The following is a 21,662-nucleotide window of genomic DNA, read 5'->3' on the forward strand; positions in this document are numbered from 1 at the left end:
GGGAGGTGTCCGCGAAGCGGACGGAGGGGGGCCGTTTTCAGCTCTCGAGGCGTCGGAAAGTCTCCCCCCACCGATCGCTGACGCGATCGCCTCCCCCACAGGGGGAGGTTCGACTACTCCACGCCCGCCACGGCCAGCAGCGCGGCCAGGCCCACCTGCATGCCCTTCAGGGTCGGGGCCTTCTCGATGTCGATCCATTCGTCCAGGGCGTGGGCGCGGCCGCCCTTGCCGCCGGCGCCGATGGTGATGGCCGGGACGCCCAGGCTCATGGGCAGGTTGGCGTCGGTCGACGAGGCCTCGTGCTCGGGCGTGAAGCCCAGGGCCGAGATCGCCGCCGCGGTCGCCGTGACGATGGTCGCCTTCGGATCCGTGCCCCCGGCCGGGCGCTCGCCGATCACCTTGGCGTCGTAGGAGACTGCCCCCGGCTTGGTCGAGCGGGCGGCGTTCTCGCCGGCCACGGCCTTGTCGAGGATGCCGATGAAGGTCTGGTCCAGCTTGGCCAGTTCGGCGGCGCTTTCCGAGCGCATGTCGAACTCCAGGAAGATCTGGTTGGGGATCGAGTTCACCGAGGTGCCGCCGCCCACCACGCTGGCCGAATAGGTGGTCTTGGGATCGGCCGGCGGCTTGACGGCATAGAGGTCGACCACCGACTGGGCCATGGCCGTCATCGGGTTGACCACGCCGAACGCGCCGTAGCTGTGGCCGCCCGGGCCCTTGAAGGTGACGCGATAGCGCTTGGAGCCGACGCCGCGGTCTACGATCCGCGACGGATCCGAGCCGTCCATCGAGAAGAAGGCGCTGATCCGGCCCTGGTACTTGCCCTTGGTGAAGAGGTGCTTGACCCCGCGCAGGTCGCCCGGCCCCTCCTCGCCCACATTGCCGACGAACAGGATGTCGGCCTTGGTCTTGATCTTGGCCGCATCCATGGCCCGCACATAGGCCAGCAGCACGGCCAGCGAGCGGGTGTCGTCGCCGATGCCGGGGGCCGAGAGCTTGGTCCCCTCGCGCTTGACCTTCACGTCGGTGCCTTCGGGGAAGACGGTGTCGAGGTGGGCGGCGATGACCACGAACGGACCCTTGCCCTTGGTCGCCGTCCCGGCCCGCACGCCCATGACGTTGCCCTCGGCGTCCATCTCGACGTCGGTCAGGCCCACGGCCTTGAGCATCTCCAGATAGGCCTTGGCGCGCTGCTCTTCCTTGAACGGCGGCGCGGGGATCTCGGTCAGGGTGACGATGTCGGCGACGGTGCGGTCATAGTCGGCGTCCAACTGCCTGACCGCGGCCTTGAAGCCCGGGCCGCCGACGATCTTCTGCACGGCCTTGACCGAGGTGTCGGTCTTCTCGGCGGCGTCGGCCTCGGGGCCGTAGAGGGCGCCGGCCGCGAACAGCGAGGCGGCGAACAGCATCGAACGCGACAGACGGCGCATGGGCGAAGGCTCCGATTCCAGGTGGCCCCGACCAGAACGGCGCGGCCGCCTGCTTGGCAATCCCCAAATGATCTGGCGACCTCCTCTGGACGAACGCTGCTCGCGACCCGACATTGACCCTTCGTAAGCCACCCCGTCCGGAACCCACGCCATGGCACATCTCAAAGCCGCCGCCGCGCTCGCGGGCCTTGGCCTGCTGCTGGCCGCCGCCCCCGCCCTGGCTCAGGCCCCCGCGCCCGCCACCGGCCCGCTGGGCGTGGCCGGCAAGTGGACGCTGGACCTGTCGCGCTCGCGCTTCAACGAGGCCCTGACCGGGACCGCGCCGATCAGCGGCGAACTCGACATCACCAAGGACGACGGCAAGGCGATCGCCTGGACGCTGGTCGAGGAGGACGACGAGGGCGTGGCCGCCATCCAGTTCGCCGACGCGGCCATGGACGGCTCGCCGACCCGGGCCGTGGTCAACTTCAACTTCGTGACCCTCAGCGTCGAGCGCACCGGTCAATCCAGCGTGGCGGTGATGACCCACGGCCAGACCGGCCGGCGCCAGAGCATGCGCGTCGGCGTCACCGCCCCCGACACCATCCTGGTCGAGCAGGACATCGACGGGAAGCCGGGCCCGCCGGACCAGAGCCTGGTCTTCGTGCGGAAGAAGTGACTTGGAACCTCCCCCACAGGGGGAGGTTCCTCGGGCATCTAATCCGCGTGCACCCGGTCGACCCGCGGCGCGAACATGTAGCCGGCATGGCGCACGGTGCGCACCATCTGGGCCCCGCCCTCGGCGCGGCGCAGCTTGCTGCGCAGGCGGCTGATGGTGACGTTGATCTGCTGCGGCGGGGCCTTGCTGCGGGCCTCGGGCGGGCCCTGCTGCAACTGGTCGCGGGTCAGGATCTGCTGGGGCTTGGCCACCAGGGTCCACAGCACCAGGAACTCGGCCGAGGACAGGTTCACCGAGTCGCCGCGCGGGTCGAACAGCTCGTGGGTGGCCACGTTCAGCCGCCAGCCGCTGAACTGGTAGACCGGCGGGGCGGCCACCGGCTCGGGCGCCCGCCAGGCCTGGCGGCGACGCACCGCGGCGCGGATGCGGGCGGCGGTCTCGCGCGGCCGGAACGGCTTGGCGATATAGTCGTCGACGCCCATCTCCAGGCCCACGACGACGTCGCTCTCGTCATCGACGGCGCTGACCACCACCACGCCAGGCGCGGGATTGAGGCGGCGCAGCCGCGCGCAGACCGACAGGCCGGCCTCGTCTGGCAGCAGGATGTCCATGACGACCAGTTCGATCTGGGTGCGGCCCAGGATCTGGTCCATCTCGCGGGCCGAGGCGGCCTCGAGCACTTCCAGGTCGAACCGGCCCAGCAGGGCGCTGATGGCGGCGCGGGAGTCGACGTCGGGGTCGACGATGAGCAGGCGGGGTCTCACGGGCGTTCTCAGAACATCGCCCGGCCGACGAGCCGGGCCGAATAACGGGTCTGGCGACGCGAGGCCTCGGCCCCGCCCTCCAGGGCGAAATAGGAAAGGTCGGAGCCGGCGCGCAGGGCCAGGTTCAGCGTCACCGCATCGGTGCGGGCGGCGTTGCCCAGGATCGTGAACGGCGTGCCGCCGGAGTACCAGGCCGTGGTGTCGGCGTACTTGCCGGCCAGGGTCTTGCGATAGCCGACGCGGACCTCGGGGCGGACCCAGACCTCCTTGCCGAACTCGCGGCCGAAGGCGACGCCGATGTCGCCCGACAGGTTGTCGAACTTGCGCGAGGCCACCGTCTGGTCGAAGCCCTCGCCGCCGCCGTGCTCCTTGCGCTCGCCTTCCCACAGATAGACGTAGTCGAGGCGCGCCTCAGGGCGGATGTAGTTGCGGCCGAACTTGTGCTCGTAGCCGACGCCGGCGAAGGCGTTGGCGGTGAAGCCGTTCCACGAGGCGGTATTGGTGATCGAGACGTCCGAATAGCCGTCGCTGTCGACGTCCTCGCTGATGAAGCTGCGGTCGCCGTTGAAGCGGATGTAGCCGAGGCCGCCGCCGAGGTTGAAGCGCCAGCCGCCGACCGACCGGCGCCAGTAGGTCCCGGCCTGGAACAGCGAGGCGGTGGTCTCCTCGCCGACCTTGGCGGCGGTGTCCTTCTCTTCGATGCTGGCGAAGGCCAGCGTGACGCCCAGGGCGCCGCCGGCGTCGCCCATGGCCTCATAGCCGGCGACCAGGCCCGTGGCCTTGGTGTCCGAGCCCAGGTTCTCGCCGTCCTCGATCCGCACCAGGCTGTTGATCTCCTGCACCCAGACGCTGTCGGGGCCGTAGCGGTCCTGGCCGTCCGGGCGGATGGCGGTCGAGGCCGAGATCTGCTGCTGCACCGCCTGCAGGGTCGAGAACATCCCCTCGCCGGTGCTGGGCAGCATCTGGTTGTAGAGATTGTAGAAGCCGTCGCTGCTCGACTGGCTCAGAAAGGCGCTGGCGATGTCCTCGTTGGCGCTCAGCGCGGCGAAGGTCGCGTCATAGGCAGCGGTCTGGCCGGTGGTCATGCCGGCCTCCGCGGCCGTGCGGCGGCGCACGTCGATCAGGACGTCGTTGTCCTGGGTGCGGGCCGCGGCGACATAGAGGTAGGGCGCGTCGCCCAGCAGGTCTTGGTCGATCTCGCCGGCGGTCAGCGTCCCGGCCGAGATCACCTTGAAAGTGCTGGCGTCGGTCAGGAGGTTATTGAAGACGAGGCCCAGATTGGCGCCGCTGGCGATGGTGGCGGTGTCAACCACCAGCTGGGTCGAGGTCCCGGCGTTGGGATCGACCGTGAACACCAGGGTGCTGTCCGAACCCAGGTTCAGGCTGGTGGCCTTGATGGTGTCGGTGTTGGTGATCAGCAGGCCGCCGTTGCCGACGTTGATCGTGAGCTTGCCGTCACTGTCGTAGAGGCCGCCGATCGCATAGGCCGTGCCGTCGATGTTCAGGGTGTCGGCGCCGTCGCCGAACGACATGTCGCCGTACAGCGTGCCGTTCAGCAGGTTCAGGGTGTCGTCGCCCGATCCCAGCAGCACCTGGCCCACGATCGAGGGCTCGTCGGCGTCGTCCACGCCGTCGCCGTCGGTATCGGTGTCAGCCACCCCGTCGTCGCCGTCGTCGCCGTCGTTCACCCCGGTCTGGGTGATGGTGACGCCGGTCGTGTTGGCCTTCAGGTTGATGGCGATCGCCTTGCCGGTGACCGTCTCGTTCGTGGCGTCGGTGTCGCTGTCGTCGGTGTCGTAGTCGTCGTCGGTGGCGACCACATAGGCGGCGATCGCGCCCGTGTTGGTGATGCTGGTCAGAGTGCCGGAATTGTCGACGATGGCGTTGGCGTTGCCCGTCTCGCCCGACAGGGTGGCGACGATGCTGCCGCTGTTGACGACCGAGTTCATGGTCGCCCCGGCGTCGATCAGCAGGGCGTAGGCGTTCGAGCTGCCCTCGGCCTCGACCGAACCGCTGAGCGCGCCGCTATTGTTGAGGATCGAGGCGATGGCCCCCGAGGTCAGATGCAGGCCCATGGCGTCGGCCTCGTAGGCGCTGGCCGAGATCGAGCCTTCCAGGTTGATCCCGTTGGTGACCAGGGTCTCGTAGCCGGCCGAGCCGCCGATCTGCACGCCCGTGGCCGTGACGCCAGCGTGCACGCCGTACGCGCCGACCGAGCCACGGATCACCAAGCCGTAGTCGTAGATCCCCTCCCCGGCCGAGCCGAGGGTGACGGCCTGGCTGTCGGAGCCAATCTGGATCGCCGGCGCGCCGCCATAGACGTAGACGGCCGCCGTGCCCTCGTCGCTGTCGGTGACGCCGTCGCTGTCCTCGTCGTCGGAGGTGTCGTCGTTGGTGTCGGTGGGCGGGGCGTCCAGCACCAGGCCCTTGGAGACGTTGCTGGTGATCTTGATGGCCGAGCCGCCCTGCAGCAGGTCGTCGGCGTCCAGCAGCGCCTCGTCGTCCGGATCGGTGTAGCGGCTGGTGTAGCGATAGCCGGTGGCGGTGATCGTGCCCTGGACGATGACCGAGCCGTCGACCTCCCCGTCGACCGCCAGGCCGACGCTATTGGCGCCCAGCACGCTGATCGAGCCGTCGCTGACGATGTCGCCCGTCACCTTGGCGGTGTTGCGGACGCCATAGCCGTTGTCGCCGGTCACCGAGATCGAACCGGAATTGAGGATGTCGCCGATCACCGACGATTCCAGCATGATCCCGCCCGAGCTGTTGCCCTCGATGGTGATCGTGCCGGTGTTCTCGATCGTGCCGGTGTAGTCGCCCGAGCCGGTCAGACGGACGCCGTAGCGGTTGGTCCCCAGCGCGAACTGGCCGTCATAGTCGCCGTCGCTGTCGCTATCGACGTAGTCATAGTCCTCGGTCAGGCTGATCGTGCCGCCGTTGGTCACCGTCGAGGTGACGCCGCCGTTGATCAGGACGCCCGTCGAATTGGAGACGTCCGTGCTCTTCAGCGTGCCGTTGTTGGTCAGGGTGTTGCTGCTGTCGACCGTCGCGATCGCGCCTTCGGACGCATAGGTGATCACCCCGTCGGTGGTGACCTTGACGTCGTCGGCCGCGCCGCTGGCGGCCGTCGAGGTGGCGATCGGCGTCGTGCGGCTGCTGCTGGTGACTTCCGTCTCGGCGGCCGCTTGGGCGGCGTGCAGCAGCATCGGCAGGGCGGCGGCCGAGAGGATCAGAAGCTTACGCGACATGGAGGACCCGCTTGAAGGAACCTCCGAGGCTTAGGGGCCCTGCATGGCCCAGGCGTGTCTCGCAAATTTCCGCGCGGCTACGGCGAGCGCCTCACCGATACACTTCCGTTTCAAAGCGGCCGGAAGGTTGACGCCAGCGTTCAGGCTCGCCCGCCAAGTGTTACGCCCGATGGGCGAAACCGACGATTTAGACGTCGTCGCAAGAATGTTCACGGCGGAGCGGCCGCGTCCAAGCCCCCGATTCCGCGATCGGCGATGATGGCTCCATCGACCAAGGAGCCCCGCCATGGGCAAGGTGCTGATCCCCGCCTCGTGTCTCGCCTTCAGCGTCTGGCTGCTGGCCGAGCGGCTGTTCTGACAAAGAAAAAGCGCGCGGGATTTCCCCCGCGCGCTCTCCGTTGATCCCGAGGGATCGGTCTTTCTTACAGCACGCCGTCGATGGCGCGCTTGATACCCAGCGGGTTGGCTTCCTTCAGCGCCGCCGGCAGCAGCACGTCGGGCAGGTCCTGGTAACAGACCGGACGCAGGAAGCGCTCGACGGCGCGGGTGCCGACCGAGGTCGAGCGGCCGTCCGAGGTGGCCGGGAACGGGCCGCCGTGGACCATGGCCGGAGCCACTTCCACGCCGGTCGGCCAGCCGTTGGCCAGGATGCGGCCGGCCTTGCGCTCGAGGATCGGCAGCAGGCCGCGAGCGGCTTCGGCGTCTTCCGCGTCGAGGTGCAGGGTGGCGGTCAGCTGGCCTTCCAGGCCTTCCAGCAGGCCGGCCAGGGTGGCGACGTCCGGGCAGCGGACGATCACCGACGACGAGCCGAACACTTCGTGGCTGAGGGCGGGGTCGGCGGCGAAGGTCTCGGCCTCGACCACGAACAGGGCGCCCTGGCCCTGGTTGCAGCCTTCGCCGACCAGGCCGCGGGCGGCCACGGTGACGCCGGGACGCGAACCCAGCTTCTCGACGCCCTGCTCGTAGGCGCCGAAGATGCCGGGGGTCAGCATGACCTGCGGATGGGCGCCGGCCAGGGCGGCCGAGGCCGAGGCCACGAACTTGTCGAAGTCCGGACCGGCCAGGGCGAAGATCAGGCCCGGGTTGGTGCAGAACTGGCCCGAACCCATGGTCAGCGAACCGACGAAGGCCGCGCCCAGGGCCTCGGCGCGGGCGGCCAGGGCGTGCGGGAACAGGATAACCGGGTTGACGCTGCTCATCTCGGCATAGACCGGGATCGGCTCGGGGCGCTCGTTGGCGATCTTCATCAGCGCGACGCCGCCGGCGCGCGAGCCGGTGAAGCCGACGGCCTTGATGCGGCTGTCACGGACCAGGGCGCCGCCCAGCTCGTGGGTCTGGCCGGTCAGCAGGGTGAACACGCCGGCCGGCAGGCCCGCCTTGTCGACGGCCTTGCTGATGGCCGCGCCGACCAGGGCGGCGGTGCCGGGGTGAGCCGGGTGGCCCTTGAACACGACCGGGCAGCCGGCGGCCAGGGCCGCGGCGGTGTCGCCGCCGGCGGTCGAGAAGGCCAGCGGGAAGTTGCTGGCGCCGAACACGGCGACGGGGCCAAGGCCGATGAAGCGCTGGCGCAGGTCGGCGCGCGGCAGCGGCTTGCGCTCCGGCAGGGCCGGGTCGATGCGCGCGCCCAGGAAGTCGCCCTGGCGGACGGTCTTGGCGAACAGGCGCAGCTGGCCGGTCGTGCGGCCACGCTCGCCTTCGAGGCGCGGACGCGGCAGGCCGGTCTCGGCCATGGCGCGCACGATCAGGTCGTCGCCGATGGCTTCGATCTCGGCGGCGACGCCTTCGAGGAAGGCCGCGCGGGTCTCGAGATCGGTCTCGCGATAGATGTCGAAGGCGGCGTTCGCGGCGGCCAGCGCCGCCTCGATCTGCTCCGCGGTCGGTTCGGGGAAGACCTCGCCGAAGTGCTCGCCGGTGGCGGGGTTCAGGCTGCGGAGTTCAGTCATGGGCGGGCGCTCGCGTTGTGGCGGACGGGAATGGCCCGCATATAGGCCGTTCCGCGTCCGGTTGTCAGTCCAATGTTAGCGCAACCAATGCTTAATTTGCATGGGTATGGGCTATTCGATGAAGGCCGGCGCCGTAACCCGTTCGCCCAGCAGGAACGCATCCGCCACGTGGCGCAGCGGGCTGACGTCGACGTCCGAGCCGCCGGCCGCGATCAGGCGGGCGAAGGCGTCGTAGAGGCCCGGATATTCCTCGTCCGGCCCTTCGTGCTTCAGCTCACCATCGACCCACAGGCGCGAACCGCCATGCGACAGCTTCAGCTCGCCGCCGTCGGTGTCGATGATGATGTCCCAGCTCTGCTCGCCGGTCTGCAGGAAGTCGAAGTCGGCCTGGACCGGCGCGCCGGTCACGGTGCGGAAGGTCAGTTGCGCCTCGACCGGCGACTGGCAGTTCTCCGGCACATGCAGCGTCGCCTTCTCCAGGAAGAAGGCCGGCAGCACGACGGTGGCGATCGACAGGGCGTTGATGCCGGGGTCGAAGACGCCCAGGCCGCCGGCCTGCCAGATCCAGGTCTGGCCGGGGTGCCACACGCGCACGTCTTCCTTCCAGTTGATCTGGACCGACTTGATGGTCTTGCCCGACAGCCAGGTCTGGGCCGGGGCCACGGCGGTGGCGTAGCGCGAGTGCCAGGTGGTCTGCAGGGTCACGCCCTTGGCCTGGGCGGCGGCCTTCAGGTCCTCGACCTCGCTCAGCGTCGCGCCCGGAGGCTTTTCCAGCATCACGTGCTTGCCGGCGTCGATGGCCTGGCGGGCGATCGTGTGGCGCACCTGCGGCGGGGTGCACAGGGCGACGGCGTCGAACTGCACGTCCGAGGCCAGCAATTCGGAAAGGTCGGTGAAGTGCGGGACGCCGTCGACGCCGGCGCTGCGGCTGGCCACGGCCGCCAGTTCGAAGCGCCCGTCCTTCTCCATGGCCGGCAGGTGCTGGTCGCGGGCGATCTTGCCCAGGCCGACGATGGCGATGCGGATGGTCATCTGGACGGACACCTGACGATGGCTCGGGCCGCGCCGCGCGACCTCTGTAAGATTAGTCCGACAAATAACGCCCTCCCCGCCCCTGTCAAACAGGACCGCGAAAACGGGCCACTAACGCCGTCCGCAAGGAACCTCGCCCTGGCCGCGCTGGCAAGAACCGGCTTGCCCGCTCGACCTCGGCGCGTAATGGTCCTACATATTCCGCGTTGGGCGAACATCGTCGTGGATGGCGCGGCTCGTCGACCAACGATAGAATGTGAGCGCTATCATCGGCGTTCAAGCGCTCTTTCGCCTCTTGCGATCGGCTCGCAAGACCTTGAAGGCGTGTGACGTTTCCGCGCCATGGCGGTCGTTGACGCTCCGCCCTCGCCGGTATAGTCAGACAAATAGTATAAACCTCGCCCGGCGAGGCGATCCGGTTGGATCGATCGAGGAAAAACAGGACCGACATGACCACCAAGTCCGCGCCCAGCACCCTTCGTTCGCGGGCCTGGTTCGACAATCCCGACAACGTGGACATGACGGCGCTCTATCTCGAGCGCTATCTGAACTACGGCCTGACGCTTGAAGAGCTGCAGTCGGGCAAGCCGATCATCGGCATCGCCCAGACCGGTTCGGACCTGTCGCCCTGCAACCGCCACCACCTGGTGCTGGCCGAACGCGTGCGTGAAGGCATTCGCACCGCCGGCGGCATCGCCATCGAGTTCCCGGTCCACCCGATCCAGGAAACCGGCAAGCGCCCGACCGCGGGCCTGGACCGCAATCTCTCTTACCTCGGCCTGGTCGAGACCCTGTACGGCTATCCGATCGACGGCGTCGTGCTGACCATCGGCTGCGACAAGACCACCCCGGCCTGCCTGATGGCCGCCGCCACCGTGAACATCCCGGCCATCGCCCTGTCGGTCGGCCCGATGCTGAACGGCTGGTACAAGGGCGAGCGCACCGGCTCGGGCACCATCGTCTGGAAGGCCCGCGAGATGCTGGCCGCCGGCGAGATCGACAACGCCGGCTTCATCAAGCTGGTGGCTTCGTCGGCTCCCTCGACCGGCTTCTGCAACACCATGGGCACGGCGACGACGATGAACTCGCTGACCGAGGCGCTGGGCATGTCGCTCACCGGCTCGGCCGCCATCCCGGCCCCCTACCGCGACCGCCAGGAAAACGCCTACCTGACTGGCCTGCGCATCGTCGACATGGTCAAGGAAGACCTCAAGCCGTCCGACATCCTGACCCGCGAGGCGTTCCTCAACGCCATCGTCGTCAACTCGGCCATCGGCGGCTCGACCAACGCCCCGATCCACCTCAACGCCCTGGCCCGCCACGTCGGTGTCGAACTGACCGTCGACGACTGGCAGGAGAAGGGCGAGGACGTGCCGCTGCTGGTCAACCTGCAGCCGGCCGGCAAGTACCTGGGCGAGGACTACTACCACGCCGGCGGGGTGCCCGCGGTCACCGCCCAACTGATCAAGCAGGGCCTGATCCACGAAGACGCCATGACCGTCTCGGGCCAGACCATGGGCGACGCCTGCCGCGACGCGACCATCGAGGACGCCGACGTCATCCGCACCTTCGACAACCCGCTGGTCGAGCGCGCCGGCTTCGTGGTCATGCGCGGCAACCTGTTTAACTCGGCGATCATGAAGACCAGCGTGATCTCGGGCGAGTTCCGCGACCGCTACCTGTCGAACCCCGAAGACCCGGACGCCTTCGTCGGCGACGCCGTGGTGTTCGACGGTCCTGAAGACTACCACCACCGCATCGACGACCCGTCGGTCGGCATCACCGAGAACTCGATCATGTTCATGCGGGGCGCCGGTCCCGTCGGCTACCCCGGCTCGGCCGAGGTGGTGAACATGCGGGCCCCCGACTACCTGATCAAGCGCGGCGTCAAGCAGCTGCCCTGCATCGGCGACGGCCGCCAGTCGGGCACCTCGGGCTCGCCGTCGATCCTCAACGCCTCGCCGGAAGCCGCCGTCGGCGGCGGCCTGGCGCTGCTGAAGACCGGCGACCGCGTCCGCTTCGACCTGCGCAAGTCGCGTGTCGACGTGCTGATCAGCCCCGAGGAAGTGGCCGAGCGCCGCAAGGCCCTCGAGGCCGCCGGCGGCTACAAGTACCCGGAAAGCCAGACCCCGTGGCAGGAAATCCAGCGCGCCATCGTCGGCCAGATGGAAACCGGCGCGGTGCTGGAACCGGCCGTGAAGTACCAGCGCATCGCCCAGACCAAGGGCCTGCCGCGCGACAGCCACTAAGGCTTCGGCAGCACTGAAATGAAGAAGCCGCCCGGGGCGACCCGGGCGGCTTTTTCGCGCCCTGGATCGTCATGCTCCCCGGAACCGGGGCCCGACCTCTAGCGACCGCGCCCCAGTGAGCAGACGCCATCAGTGTCCGCAATGGGCGGGAAGCGGAAATCAGATCCCTCTCTCATGGAGAGAGGGAGGGGCCCGCGCCGCAGGCGTGGGAGGGTGAGTGGGTAGGCGAAGCCCCTGGACGATCTCAGCGCCGTTGCGGGCGACCGGCCGGCACGCCGGCTGAGGGTGTAACCACTCACCCTCCCATCGCTACGCGATGGGTCCCTCCCTCTCTCTAAGAGAGAGGGATTCCGGACGGCGCCAACTTCCGCAACGGGTCGTGAGCCGAAAGAGCGGATGGGGCGGATCGTCGACGATCCGCTTGCACTTCCCGTGCGGGCGGAAACAGGGGTTCTCGCCACGGGGACGAGAATGACGGAAGAATATTAGACGGCCTCACGCGCCATCCGCTCAGCCGCCAGCATCGCCGCCAGCATCGCCACGGCCAGGATCGCGATGAGCGGCCCCAGGGCCTCCCAACCGAACCGGCCGACGACGAGACCGCCCAGGGGCGGGCCGATCAGCGCCCCGCCGGCCCCGAACTGGGTCAGCAGGCCGTTGGCGGCGGCGATGCGCGGACCGTCGGTCCCGCCGGCCAGCGCCGGCAGGCGGGCGAAGACCAGGGGCGAGGCGATCCCGCTCAGCAGCACCACCAGGAAGGCGACGCCGGCCACCAGCAGGGCCTTGGCCGACAGGAAGACGAAGGGCGCCACCACCGCCGTGGCCAGCAACGCCGGGACCACCACCCGCGTCATGCGCCGCCGGTCCAGCGGCGCGGCGTGCAGCAGGCGGATGGCGATGGCCGAGCCCGGCAGGGCCGCCAGCGAGACGAGGCCGGTGGCGATGCTGGCGCCGGCGACGCCCGCACCGGCCTTTTCGATCAGGAAGCTGGGCAGCAGCATGGTCAGGGCGCAGATGAAGACGGTGTAGAGGCCAAAGCCGAGGGTCAGCACCCAGGCGGCCGGCGGCGGCAGGGCGATGCGGGCGCCGTCCGACAGACCCTTGGGCTGGCGCAGGGCGACCAGCAGGCCCAGCGCGCACAGCACCGCCCACACCAGCATGGCCCCGCGCGGACCGCTCAGCGCCATGGCGAAGCCGGTGACGCCGCTGCCGACCGCCACGCCCACGGCCACGAAGGTGCTCCACAGCGCCAGGGCCGGCCCCCGCGCCTTGTCGGAGGCGACGGCGGCGATCATGGTCGGGGCGGCGATGACCACCAGCAGATAGGCCACGCCCTCCAGCGCCCGGGCGGCGAACAGCACCGCGACATTGGGCGCGAAGGCCTCGACCAGGCTGGCCGCCAGCAGGCCGACCAGGCCGATCGCCATGAAGCGACGGCCGCCGAACCGTCCCAGGGCCAGGCCCGCGACGATGCCCAGGCTGGCCCCGCCGATCTCCAGCAGCGACACCAGGAGACCCGCCTGGGCCAGCGACAGGCCAAGCTCCTGGCGCAGCACCGGGACCAGCACGGCGATCTTGGGAAGCTGGGCGGCGGCCAGCACGCCGATGAGCCACAGGGCGATGATGTTGGACCAGGAACGCAGCATGGCGCCGCCCTAGACCGATGCGCCTTCGCGCGACACGAAAAACTTATGCGTGGGCGCGCCCGCCCGCTGGAAGATCGTCAGTCAATGGTGGTGGTCAGCCGGCCCACCCGACCGTCGGCCAGCGGGATCGTCTCCCATTGCAGCAGGCCGGGCACGACCGGAATCTCCGGGCTGCCGTTGCCGCCGGTCTCGAAGCGCACCTGCTGGTAGGGCCGCTCGAACCAGCCCGACCGCGCCAGCCCCGCCTCGGCCTGCGCGATCTCGGGACTGGCGAAGCGCCACAGAGAGTCGCCGAGATAGTCGCTGGCGTCCACCTGCCACGAGGCAAGCCGCGAGGGCGAGGCGGCCAGCAGCCGATGGGTGGCGTCGCACACCAGGTGCACGGCCTGGGACGAGGTCTCGACCAGCCGCCGGATCGCCGCGTCGCTCCCCTCGCCCGCCCGCGCGGCGATCAGGGCCGCGATCCGCTCACGATGGACCTCGTCGGGCTCGTGCTCGCCGCTTTCCCAGCGCGACACCGTGCCCTGCGAAACGGCCAGCATCTGCGCCACGGCGCCCTGCTTGACGGCGTTCAGCCGCCGAAAGCGCCGCAGAGCCAGTCCGATGGGCAGGTCGTGGATCATGGGTGTCAGTTTAGCGGGAATGGGCGAGCATGGGGAGCCGGCGCCTCAGAGCGGCAGCTGCACCGTGCTCTTGACCTCCTCGAGCACCGCATAGGTCCGCGTCTCGCGCACGCCCGGCATCTTGACCAGGATGTCGCCCAGGAAGCTGCGATAGGCGTCCATGTCGCGCACGCGGGCCTTGATCAGGTAGTCGAAGCCGCCCGCCACCATGTGGCACTCCAGCACTTCCGGCGCGCGGCGGATGGCGGCGGCGAAGTCATCGAACACCTCGCCCGTCGTGCGGTCCAGCACCACCTCGACGAAGATCAGCAGGGCGCGATCGACCTTGGCCGGATCCAGCAGCGCCGCATAGCCGGTGATGAAGCCGCGCTCGCGCAGGCGCCGCACCCGGTCGAAGGTGGCGGCCGGCGAAAGGTTGCAGCGCTTGGCCAGCTCGGCGTTGGTGATCCGCCCATCGGCCTGCAGCACGCGCAGGAGCCGGCGGTCGGTGTCATCTAGAGCGGACATGGATTTTCGTCACTTTCAGCGAAGATTGTTCTGATAATAGCGATAACAAACAAAGCACCTTCGGCGCGAAGAGGACTAAACCCTCAATCGTCCTAGCGAAGCTTCCCCCACGCCGCATCCCCCAGTCGGCGCGCTTCGCCAAGGGCCTCCCGCTCGGCGGGAAAGCTCGCCACGCATCCCCCAGCGTCGGCGACGAGCGGAAGGGACGCGCGAGTCCCCCCGAGACGCGTCCCTTCCAGTGCTCCCCTTCCCCTCCTAAGCTAACGTCCTGGGCTTGACGCCCACGCGCCGCGACGCCCTGTCGCGGGGCTTTTTGAACGCCTGGAGCAGACAACGTTTTTCGACGTTTACGCCGAACAGGATACGGAAGCCAGAGCCAACAAACGAAGCACCTTCGATCAGACCCAGGCTAATCCGACGATAAATCATTAGCGAGGCGCATCATGGCCGATTGGGACTCCCTGGACGACGGCAAGTACCGTGACGAGAAGGCGGTGATCGCCGACCTGCTGGCCGCGGGGCCTCTGTCCAGCGAGGATCGCGCCGCCGTCCGCGCCGAGGCCGAAGCCCTGGTGCGCGGCGCCCGCCGCTCCGTGCGCAAGCAGGGCGTGGTCGAAAGCTTCCTGCAGGAGTTCAGCCTGGGCACCCGCGAGGGCCTCGCTCTGATGTGCCTGGCCGAAGCCCTGCTGCGCACCCCCGACGACGAGACCCGCGACCGCCTGATCGCCGAAAAGATCGGCTCGGCCGACTGGGCCAGCCACCTGGGCGGCTCCGATAGCCTGTTCGTCAACGCCTCGACCTGGGGCCTGATGCTGACCGGCAAGATCGTCGAGCCCGACGATGAGGCGCAGAAGGACCTGCCGGCGTTTATCAAGAAGATCGCCGGCCGCCTGGGCGAGCCGGTGATCCGCGCCGCCGTCGGCCAGGCCATTCGCATCATGGGCGAGCAGTTCGTGCTGGGCCGCACCATCGAGGCGGCCATCAAGCGCGCCGCCAGCGAAGACACCATGTGCTCGTTCGACATGCTGGGCGAAGGCGCCCGCACCGCCGCCGACGCCGCCCGCTATGAAAAGTCCTACGCCGACGCCATCGAGACCGTCGGCAAGCTGTCGAACAAGGCTGGCCCCGAGGCCGGCCACGGCGTGTCGGTGAAGCTGTCGGCCCTGTGCCCGCGCTATGAGGCCACGCACGAAGACCGCGTGTGGGAAGAGCTCTATCCCCGCACCCTGCGCCTGGCCCTGATCGCCGCCAAGTACGACATCAACTTCACCATCGACGCCGAAGAGGCCGACCGCCTGGCCCTGTCGCTGAAGCTGCTCGACAAGCTGTGCCGCGAACCGGCCCTGGGCGAGTGGAAGGGCCTGGGCCTGGCCGTGCAGGCCTACCAGAAGCGCTGCGGCGAGGTGATCGCCCGCCTGAAGGCGCTGTCGGAAGAGACCGGCCGCCGCCTGATGGTGCGCCTGGTCAAGGGCGCCTACTGGGACAGCGAGATCAAGCGCGCCCAGGTGGCCGGCCGTCCGGACTATCCGGTCTACACCACCAAGCCCGCCACCGACCTGTCGTACCTGGTCAACGCCAAGGCCCTGATCGGGGCCGCGCCGCACCTCTACGCCCAGTTCGCCACCCACAACGCCCACACCCTGGCGGCCGTGGTGCGCATGGCCAAGAACGCCGGCGTCCGCATCGAGCACCAGCGCCTGCACGGCATGGGCGAGGCGCTCTACAAGGCCGCCGACGACCTCTATGACGGCATCACCCTGCGCGCCTACGCCCCCGTCGGCGGGCACGAGGACCTGCTGCCCTACCTGGTCCGCCGCCTGCTCGAGAACGGCGCCAACACCAGCTTCGTGCACGCCCTGCTCGACGAACGGGTGCCGGTCGAGAAGGTGGTCACCGACCCGATCGACGTGGTCGAGGCCCATCCCGACCGCCACGCCAAGATCCCCACGCCGATCGACGTCTATGGCGAGGGCCGCAAGAACAGCGCGGGCCTGGACCTGTCGACCCGCGCCGACCGCTTCCGCCTGTCGGCCGCGGTGACGGTGCTGGACGCCGCCCCACTGCAGTCGGGCCCGCTGGTCGGCGGCAAGATGGAAGCCGGCGGCCCGCCGCTGCCGGTGGTTTCGCCCGTCGACGCCGGCCGCGTGGTCGGCGCCGTTTCGGAAGCCCAGCTGCCCCAGATCGACAAGGCCTTCAAGCTGGCCCGCGCCGCCCAACCGGCCTGGGACCAGGCCGGCGGCCCGGCCCGCGCCAAGGTGCTGCGCGCCATGGGCGACGCCCTGGAAGCCAATATCGAGCGCCTGATCGCCATCCTGTCGCGCGAAGCCGGCAAGACCCTGTCGGACGGCATCGCCGAGGTGCGCGAGGCGGTCGACTTCTGCCGCTACTACGCCGTGCTGGCCGAAAAGCAGTTCGGCGAGCCCGAGGTGCTTAAAGGCCCGGTCGGCGAGACCAACACCCTTGGCCTGGCCGGTCGCGGCGTCTTCGTCTGCATCAGCCCGTGGAACTTCCCGCTGGCCATCTTCACCGGCCAGATCGCCGCGGCCCTGGCCGCCGGCAACGCCGTGGTCGCCAAGCCGGCCGAGCAGACGCCGATCATCGCCTATGAGGCGGTGAAGCTCTATCACGCCGCGGGCCTGGATCCGCGCTTGCTGGCCCTGCTGCCGGGCCGCGGCGAGACCGTCGGCGCGGCCCTGACCGCCCACGAGGATCTGGACGGCGTCGCCTTCACCGGCGGCACCGACACCGCCTGGCGGATCAACCAGACCCTCGCCCGGCGCCAGGGCCCGATCGTGCCGTTCATCGCCGAGACCGGCGGCCTCAACGGCATGTTCGTCGACACGACGGCGCAGCGCGAACAGGTGATCGACGACGTCATCGTCAGCGCCTTCGGTTCGGCCGGCCAGCGCTGCTCGGCCCTGCGCCTGCTGTTCCTGCCGACCGACACCGCCGACCACATCATCGAGGGCCTGAAGGGCGCCATGGACGCCCTGGTCGTCGCCGATCCGGCCGACGCCTCGACCGATGTCGGCCCGGTGATCGACGCCGACGCCAAGGACGCGCTCGAAAAGCACCTGGCCCGCCTCAAGCACGAGGCCAAGGTGCTGCATGCGCTGGAGACCCCGGCCGGCGGCACCTTCTTCGGCCCGGTCCTGGCCGAGATCCCCGCGGCCGACTTCCTCGAGCGCGAGGTGTTCGGCCCGATCCTGCACGTGGTTCGCTACAAGCCCGAGGACCTGGAACAGGTGGCCGGCGCCCTGGCGGCCCGCCGCTACGGCCTGACCCTGGGCGTGCACTCGCGCATCCAGGCCTTCGCCGACGAGGTGGTGCGCCTGGTTCCGGCCGGCAACGCCTACATCAACCGCACCATGATCGGCGCGGTGGTCGGCGTGCAGCCGTTCGGCGGTGAGGGCCTGTCGGGCACCGGCCCCAAGGCCGGCGGCCCCCACGCCCTGCTGCGCTTCGCCGTCGAGCGCGCGCTCAGCGTCAACATCACCGCCCAGGGCGGCGACCCGGCGCTGCTGAATCTCTGATCTTGACCTCTCCGGCCATGGGCGAGACCCTTCGTCCATGGCCGACGGCTTCGACATCCATATTGAACCTGAGCAGGCCGCCCGATTGAGGGCGGCGGCCGAGCGGCTGGGCGTTTCGCCTTCCGAGTATGCGAGGGAACTGATCGAGGCCGGGCTAGACGACCTGCCGCCCAGGACGATCGATCCCGATCCCGCCATCGACGAGGCGATCGCCGACGCCGTCGAGGCCGGCGAGGAAGAAACCATCTCCCTAGAGGAGTTTCGCGCCCAGCTTCGCAGCTTCGGCCGTCGGTGACCTACAAGGTCGCGGTCACCCGCCGAGCGAGCCGGGACGCCGCACGACTGGATGCTCACCTTAGAGCGCGAAACCCACGTGCAGCCGACAAACTGAGCGACCAAATAGCCCAAGCAGCCACAAGCTTGGAAGAGAGCCCTCTTCGCGGCCGCGCCGTCGGCGCGACCATTCGCGAGATCAACATCCCCTTCGGTCGCAGCGCCTACATCGTTCGCTATCGCTTCAAAGGCCGGCACGTGACCATCACCCGGATCTGGCACGGCCTGGAGCAGCGGTAGACGGCCGCTCGCCGACATGCACAATCTCCGGTGCAGTTTCTCGGGGAGCTTCAAGCCATGCGTTTCCTGCCGTCCGCCGTGATCGCCGCCGCCCTGCTGGCGCCCGCCGTCGCCGCCGCCCAGGTCGAGCCGCTGGTCGGCGAGTGGTACGGGACCTTGCAGGCGGGACCGACCAAGCTGCCGCTGGTGTTCCACGTCCAGGCCGACGGAACGGCCAAGGTCGACAGCCTGGCCCAGGGCGCTATGGGCCTGAAGGCCACGGCCAGCCTCGCCGACGGCAAGGCGCGCCTGACCCTGATCTACCCCCCGGCCAGTTTCGAAGGGCAGCTGTCGGCCGACGGCAAGAGCCTTACCGGCCAGTGGCTGCAAGGCGGCGCCAGCCTGCCGCTGGCCATGAGCCGCACCCCGCCGGCGGCAGCCCCGGCCAATCGCCCGCAGACGCCCAAGCCGCCATTCCCCTATCGCGCCGAGGAGGTGTCGTACGTCAATCCGGCCTCGGGCCTGAAGCTGGCCGGGACCCTGACCCTGCCGCCGGGCGAAAGCCCCTTCCCCGTCGCCCTGCTGATCACCGGCTCGGGCGTGCAGGACCGCGACGAGACCCTGTTCGAGCACAAGCCCTTCCTGGTGCTGGCCGACGCCCTGACCCGCAAGGGCGTGGCCGTGCTGCGGGTCGACGACCGCGGCGCCGGCGGCTCGGAGCGCGGCGAGCTGAAGGCCGCCACCAGCCTGGACTTCGCCACCGACGTGGAGGCGGGCGTGGCCTTCCTGCGCGGCCGCAAGGACGTCGATCCGGCGCGTATCGGCCTGATCGGCCACAGCGAAGGCGGGCTGATCGCCCCGATCGTCGCGGCCAAGGACCCCAAGATCGCCTTCGTGGTGCTGATGGCCGGCACCGGCCTGCCGGGCGCCAAGGTGATGCAGAGCCAGAGCCGCGACATCGCCCTGGCCGGCGGCGCCCCGCAGGCGATGATCGACCAGCAGGTCAAGCTGATCGCCAAGGTCAGCGACATGGTCATCGCCGAGCCGGACGCCAGCAAGCTCAAGCCCCGCCTGGCCTCGCTGCTCGCCGAGCAGGGCATGCCGCCCGAGGCGGCCGAGGCCGGGTTCGGGCGCTTCGCCACCCCATGGTTCAAGACCTTCCTCGGCCTCGATCCGGCCGGCTACCTGAAACAGGTCAAGGCGCCGGTCCTGGCCGTCAACGGCGAGAAGGACGTGCAGGTCTCGGCCGCCGAGAACCTGCCGGCCATCAAGGCCGCCCTTGCCGGCAACAGGGACGTGACCATCCTGCCGCTGCCGGGCCTGAACCACCTGTTCCAGACGGCCACGACCGGCGCGCCTTCCGAATATGCCGAGATCGAGGAGACGCTGGCGCCGTCGGCCGTGAACGCGATCGTCGACTGGACCGTGGCCCACGCCGCCAGGCCCGCCCAAAAGCACGCCGATTAACTTCATCAATTTTATTTAATCGCTGGACCGCGCCCGCCAGGCTCCGCTAACGTCCCCGCAAATCACAAGTGGGGAGACACCGGGAATGCTTTCGCGACGCGCGATCCTGGCCGCCGGCGCGGCCGGCCTGACGACGGGCCTGGCCGCCCTTCCGGCCCTGGCCGCGACCCGCAAGGGCTTCGTCAAGGTCGAGAACGGCCGCCTGAGCCTCGACGGCAAGCCCTATCGCTTCGTCGGCGCCAACCTCTGGTACGGCGCCTGGCTGGGGGCCCCGGCCGCCTTCGGCGACCACGCGCGCCTGGCCCGCGAACTCGACAAGCTGCAATCCCTGGGCGTCACCAACCTGCGCGTCCTGGGCGCGGGCGAACGCTCGCCGGCCAAGGTGGCGATGGACCCCACCTTCCGCGGCCCGGGCGAGGACTACGACCAGACCCTGCTGACGGGCCTGGACGTATTGCTGGCCGAGATGGGCAAGCGCGGCATGAAGGCCGTCATCTACGTCAACAACTTCTGGGACTGGTCGGGCGGCATGCCGGCCTATCTGAACTGGACCGGCAACGGGACCTGGTTCCAGCAGGGCGACCCGGCCCACCCCTGGCCCGCCTTCGCCGACTACTCGGCCCGCTTCTATGCCGACGAAAAGGCCAACGACCTCTTCCGCCACTATGTGAAGACCCTGGTCGGCCGCACCAGCACCGTCACCGGCAAGCCCTATCGCGACGATCCCACGATCATGGCCTGGCAGCTGGCCAACGAGCCGCGCCCGGCCGGCAGCGAGGAATTCGGCAAGGCCAACCGCCCCGCCTACGACGCCTGGATCGACGGCACCGCCCGCTTCATCAAGTCGATCGACGCCAACCACCTGGTGTCCAGCGGCAGCGAGGGCGACATGGGATGCCTGGGCAGCGAGGCCTGCGTGGTCGAGAGCCACAAGACCCCCGCCATCGACTACCTGACCCTGCACGTGTGGCCCAACAACTGGAGCTGGATCTCGATGACCGACCAGCCCGCGACCTACGAGGCCGGAGCGGCCCGGTCGCGCGACTACATCCGCCGCCACATCGCCCTGGCCAAGTCCATGGGCAAGCCGCTGACCATCGAGGAGTTCGGCCTGATCCGCGACGGCCGCGCCTTCGCGCCCGGCTCGCCGGTCACCTTCCGCGACCGGTTCTACAGGATGGTGTTCGACGAGGTGGAGGCCGACATGAAGGCCGGCGGCCCGACGGCGGGCGTCAACTTCTGGGCCTGGAACGGCGAGGGCCGCGCCCAGCACGCCGACGCCTGGTTCAAGAAGGGCGATCGCTCTTACGTGGGCGATCCCCCGCAGGAAGAGCAGGGCCTGTTCGGCGTATTCGACGCCGACGCCTCGACCCTGGCCATCATCCGCGACCACGCCAAGGCGGTGAAGGCGCTCTAGCGTCCTATCGCCCGCCTCAACCAGGTCCAGGCGCCGCCCTTGCGGTGATCCCGCGCCACGCTGGCCTCGAAGTCGTGGCGGGCGTCGATCGCCCGGCGCAGCACCTCGCGGTGGGCGTCGAGCATGCGCTCGTAGGCCTTGAGCGTCTGCGCGGCGTCGGCCACGCGGGCCATGTCGAGGTCGAGGCCCGCCAGATAGGCCTCGGGCAGCCTGCGGATGTCGAAGTCGCGCCCGCCGCCCTCGGCGTCGTGGTCGGGCGCCAGGGCGTACCACCAGGTCAGGGCCCGCCCCCCCTTCCAGCTGTGATAGATCCTCACGCCGTCGTGGCTGAGCATCAGCTTGCGCCTGTTCACCATGAGTCCTCCTGGAGGACGATCTGGCGGCGCCGTTTGCGACAGCCGCAACCACGCAACGCAAAACCGCCGCCCCGGGGCCGGGACGGCGGTCAGCGCTTTCACGCGGTCGGCGAGATCAGGGTTCGGAGAGACCCGTATCGCCCTCGTCGGTCAGGTTGAACTCGTACCAGACGCCGTTGAGGACGCCGAAGGCGAGGGCGAGGCCAAGGCCGAGAACCCAGGTGAAGTACCACATGATCC

17 protein-coding genes are annotated in these 21,662 nt (G+C 69.4%); 7 read left to right on the forward strand and 10 right to left on the reverse strand.

Annotated elements, in window-relative coordinates; translation table 11 throughout:
* Positions 1-113: 113 nt before the first annotated feature.
* On the reverse strand, positions 114-1,427 hold the full coding sequence (locus SGCZBJ_RS11545) for a M20/M25/M40 family metallo-hydrolase (RefSeq protein WP_101718152.1): 1,314 nt from the start codon (positions 1,425-1,427) through the stop codon (positions 114-116).
* A gap of 151 nt (positions 1,428-1,578) precedes the next feature.
* On the opposite strand from SGCZBJ_RS11545, the gene SGCZBJ_RS11550 reads away from it, so the two are divergent.
* Positions 1,579-2,085: a hypothetical protein gene (locus SGCZBJ_RS11550; protein ID WP_101718153.1), complete on the forward strand. Its 507-nt coding sequence runs from the start codon at positions 1,579-1,581 to the stop codon at positions 2,083-2,085.
* 38 nt (positions 2,086-2,123) lie between these two features.
* Here the strand turns inward: SGCZBJ_RS11550 and SGCZBJ_RS11555 are convergent, their stop codons facing one another.
* From SGCZBJ_RS11555 to SGCZBJ_RS11570, 4 genes are all read right to left on the reverse strand, one after another.
* Positions 2,124-2,849: a response regulator gene (locus SGCZBJ_RS11555; RefSeq protein WP_165799306.1), complete on the reverse strand. Its 726-nt coding sequence runs from the start codon at positions 2,847-2,849 to the stop codon at positions 2,124-2,126.
* Between the two features lie 8 nt (positions 2,850-2,857).
* Positions 2,858-6,097 (reverse strand): autotransporter outer membrane beta-barrel domain-containing protein, encoded by a 3,240-nt coding sequence (locus SGCZBJ_RS11560; RefSeq protein ID WP_101718155.1) that lies wholly within the window; start codon positions 6,095-6,097, stop codon positions 2,858-2,860.
* A gap of 422 nt (positions 6,098-6,519) precedes the next feature.
* Positions 6,520-8,040: an aldehyde dehydrogenase (NADP(+)) gene (locus tag SGCZBJ_RS11565; RefSeq protein ID WP_101718156.1), complete on the reverse strand. Its 1,521-nt coding sequence runs from the start codon at positions 8,038-8,040 to the stop codon at positions 6,520-6,522.
* A gap of 111 nt (positions 8,041-8,151) precedes the next feature.
* On the reverse strand, positions 8,152-9,072 hold the full coding sequence (locus SGCZBJ_RS11570) for a Gfo/Idh/MocA family protein (protein ID WP_101718157.1): 921 nt from the start codon (positions 9,070-9,072) through the stop codon (positions 8,152-8,154).
* Between the two features lie 449 nt (positions 9,073-9,521).
* Here SGCZBJ_RS11570 and SGCZBJ_RS11575 point away from each other — a divergent pair, with 449 nt between their 5' ends.
* On the forward strand, positions 9,522-11,321 hold the full coding sequence (locus SGCZBJ_RS11575; RefSeq protein WP_101718158.1) for an IlvD/Edd family dehydratase: 1,800 nt from the start codon (positions 9,522-9,524) through the stop codon (positions 11,319-11,321).
* Positions 11,322-11,806: 485 nt separating this feature from the next.
* On the opposite strand, the gene SGCZBJ_RS11580 is transcribed toward SGCZBJ_RS11575, so the two are convergent.
* From SGCZBJ_RS11580 to SGCZBJ_RS11590, 3 genes are all read right to left on the reverse strand, one after another.
* Positions 11,807-12,967, reverse strand: coding sequence for an MFS transporter (locus SGCZBJ_RS11580; RefSeq protein ID WP_101718159.1), 1,161 nt, complete (start codon positions 12,965-12,967; stop codon positions 11,807-11,809).
* Positions 12,968-13,044: 77 nt separating this feature from the next.
* Positions 13,045-13,590: a helix-turn-helix transcriptional regulator gene (locus SGCZBJ_RS11585; protein ID WP_101718160.1), complete on the reverse strand. Its 546-nt coding sequence runs from the start codon at positions 13,588-13,590 to the stop codon at positions 13,045-13,047.
* A 45-nt stretch (positions 13,591-13,635) separates the two neighbouring features.
* The gene (locus SGCZBJ_RS11590; protein ID WP_101718161.1) at positions 13,636-14,097 is read right to left on the reverse strand and encodes an Lrp/AsnC ligand binding domain-containing protein; all 462 of its coding nucleotides are present in this window, start codon (positions 14,095-14,097) and stop codon (positions 13,636-13,638) included.
* A 443-nt stretch (positions 14,098-14,540) separates the two neighbouring features.
* Between SGCZBJ_RS11590 and putA the strand changes: the two genes are divergently transcribed.
* The 5 genes from putA (at position 14,541) to SGCZBJ_RS11615 (ending at position 21,066) form a co-directional block, all read left to right on the forward strand.
* Entirely contained in the window at positions 14,541-17,630 is a 3,090-nt protein-coding gene (gene putA, locus SGCZBJ_RS11595; protein ID WP_101718162.1) for a bifunctional proline dehydrogenase/L-glutamate gamma-semialdehyde dehydrogenase PutA, read from the forward strand.
* A 37-nt stretch (positions 17,631-17,667) separates the two neighbouring features.
* Positions 17,668-17,925 carry a ribbon-helix-helix protein, CopG family gene (locus SGCZBJ_RS11600; protein ID WP_101718163.1) on the forward strand — a complete coding sequence of 86 codons (258 nt, stop codon included), beginning with the start codon at positions 17,668-17,670 and terminating at the stop codon, positions 17,923-17,925.
* Entirely contained in the window at positions 17,922-18,203 is a 282-nt protein-coding gene (locus SGCZBJ_RS11605) for a type II toxin-antitoxin system RelE/ParE family toxin (protein WP_101718164.1), read from the forward strand. Before SGCZBJ_RS11600 ends, SGCZBJ_RS11605 begins: the two co-directional genes overlap by 4 nt.
* A 57-nt stretch (positions 18,204-18,260) precedes the next feature.
* Positions 18,261-19,649 (forward strand): alpha/beta hydrolase family protein, encoded by a 1,389-nt coding sequence (locus tag SGCZBJ_RS11610; protein WP_101718165.1) that lies wholly within the window; start codon positions 18,261-18,263, stop codon positions 19,647-19,649.
* Between the two features lie 85 nt (positions 19,650-19,734).
* On the forward strand, positions 19,735-21,066 hold the full coding sequence (locus SGCZBJ_RS11615; RefSeq protein WP_101718166.1) for a glycoside hydrolase 5 family protein: 1,332 nt from the start codon (positions 19,735-19,737) through the stop codon (positions 21,064-21,066).
* Here the strand turns inward: SGCZBJ_RS11615 and SGCZBJ_RS11620 are convergent.
* A complete protein-coding gene (locus tag SGCZBJ_RS11620; RefSeq protein ID WP_205685375.1) occupies positions 21,063-21,419 on the reverse strand; it encodes a hypothetical protein in 357 nt (118 codons plus the stop codon). The genes SGCZBJ_RS11615 and SGCZBJ_RS11620 overlap by 4 nt on opposite strands.
* A gap of 118 nt (positions 21,420-21,537) precedes the next feature.
* The gene (cydX, locus tag SGCZBJ_RS11625; RefSeq protein WP_058347708.1) at positions 21,538-21,657 is read right to left on the reverse strand and encodes a cytochrome bd-I oxidase subunit CydX; all 120 of its coding nucleotides are present in this window, start codon (positions 21,655-21,657) and stop codon (positions 21,538-21,540) included.
* Between the last annotated feature and the right edge of the window lie 5 nt (positions 21,658-21,662).

The organism is Caulobacter zeae (genome assembly GCF_002858925.1).
Classification (GTDB): Bacteria; Pseudomonadota; Alphaproteobacteria; order Caulobacterales; family Caulobacteraceae; genus Caulobacter; species Caulobacter zeae.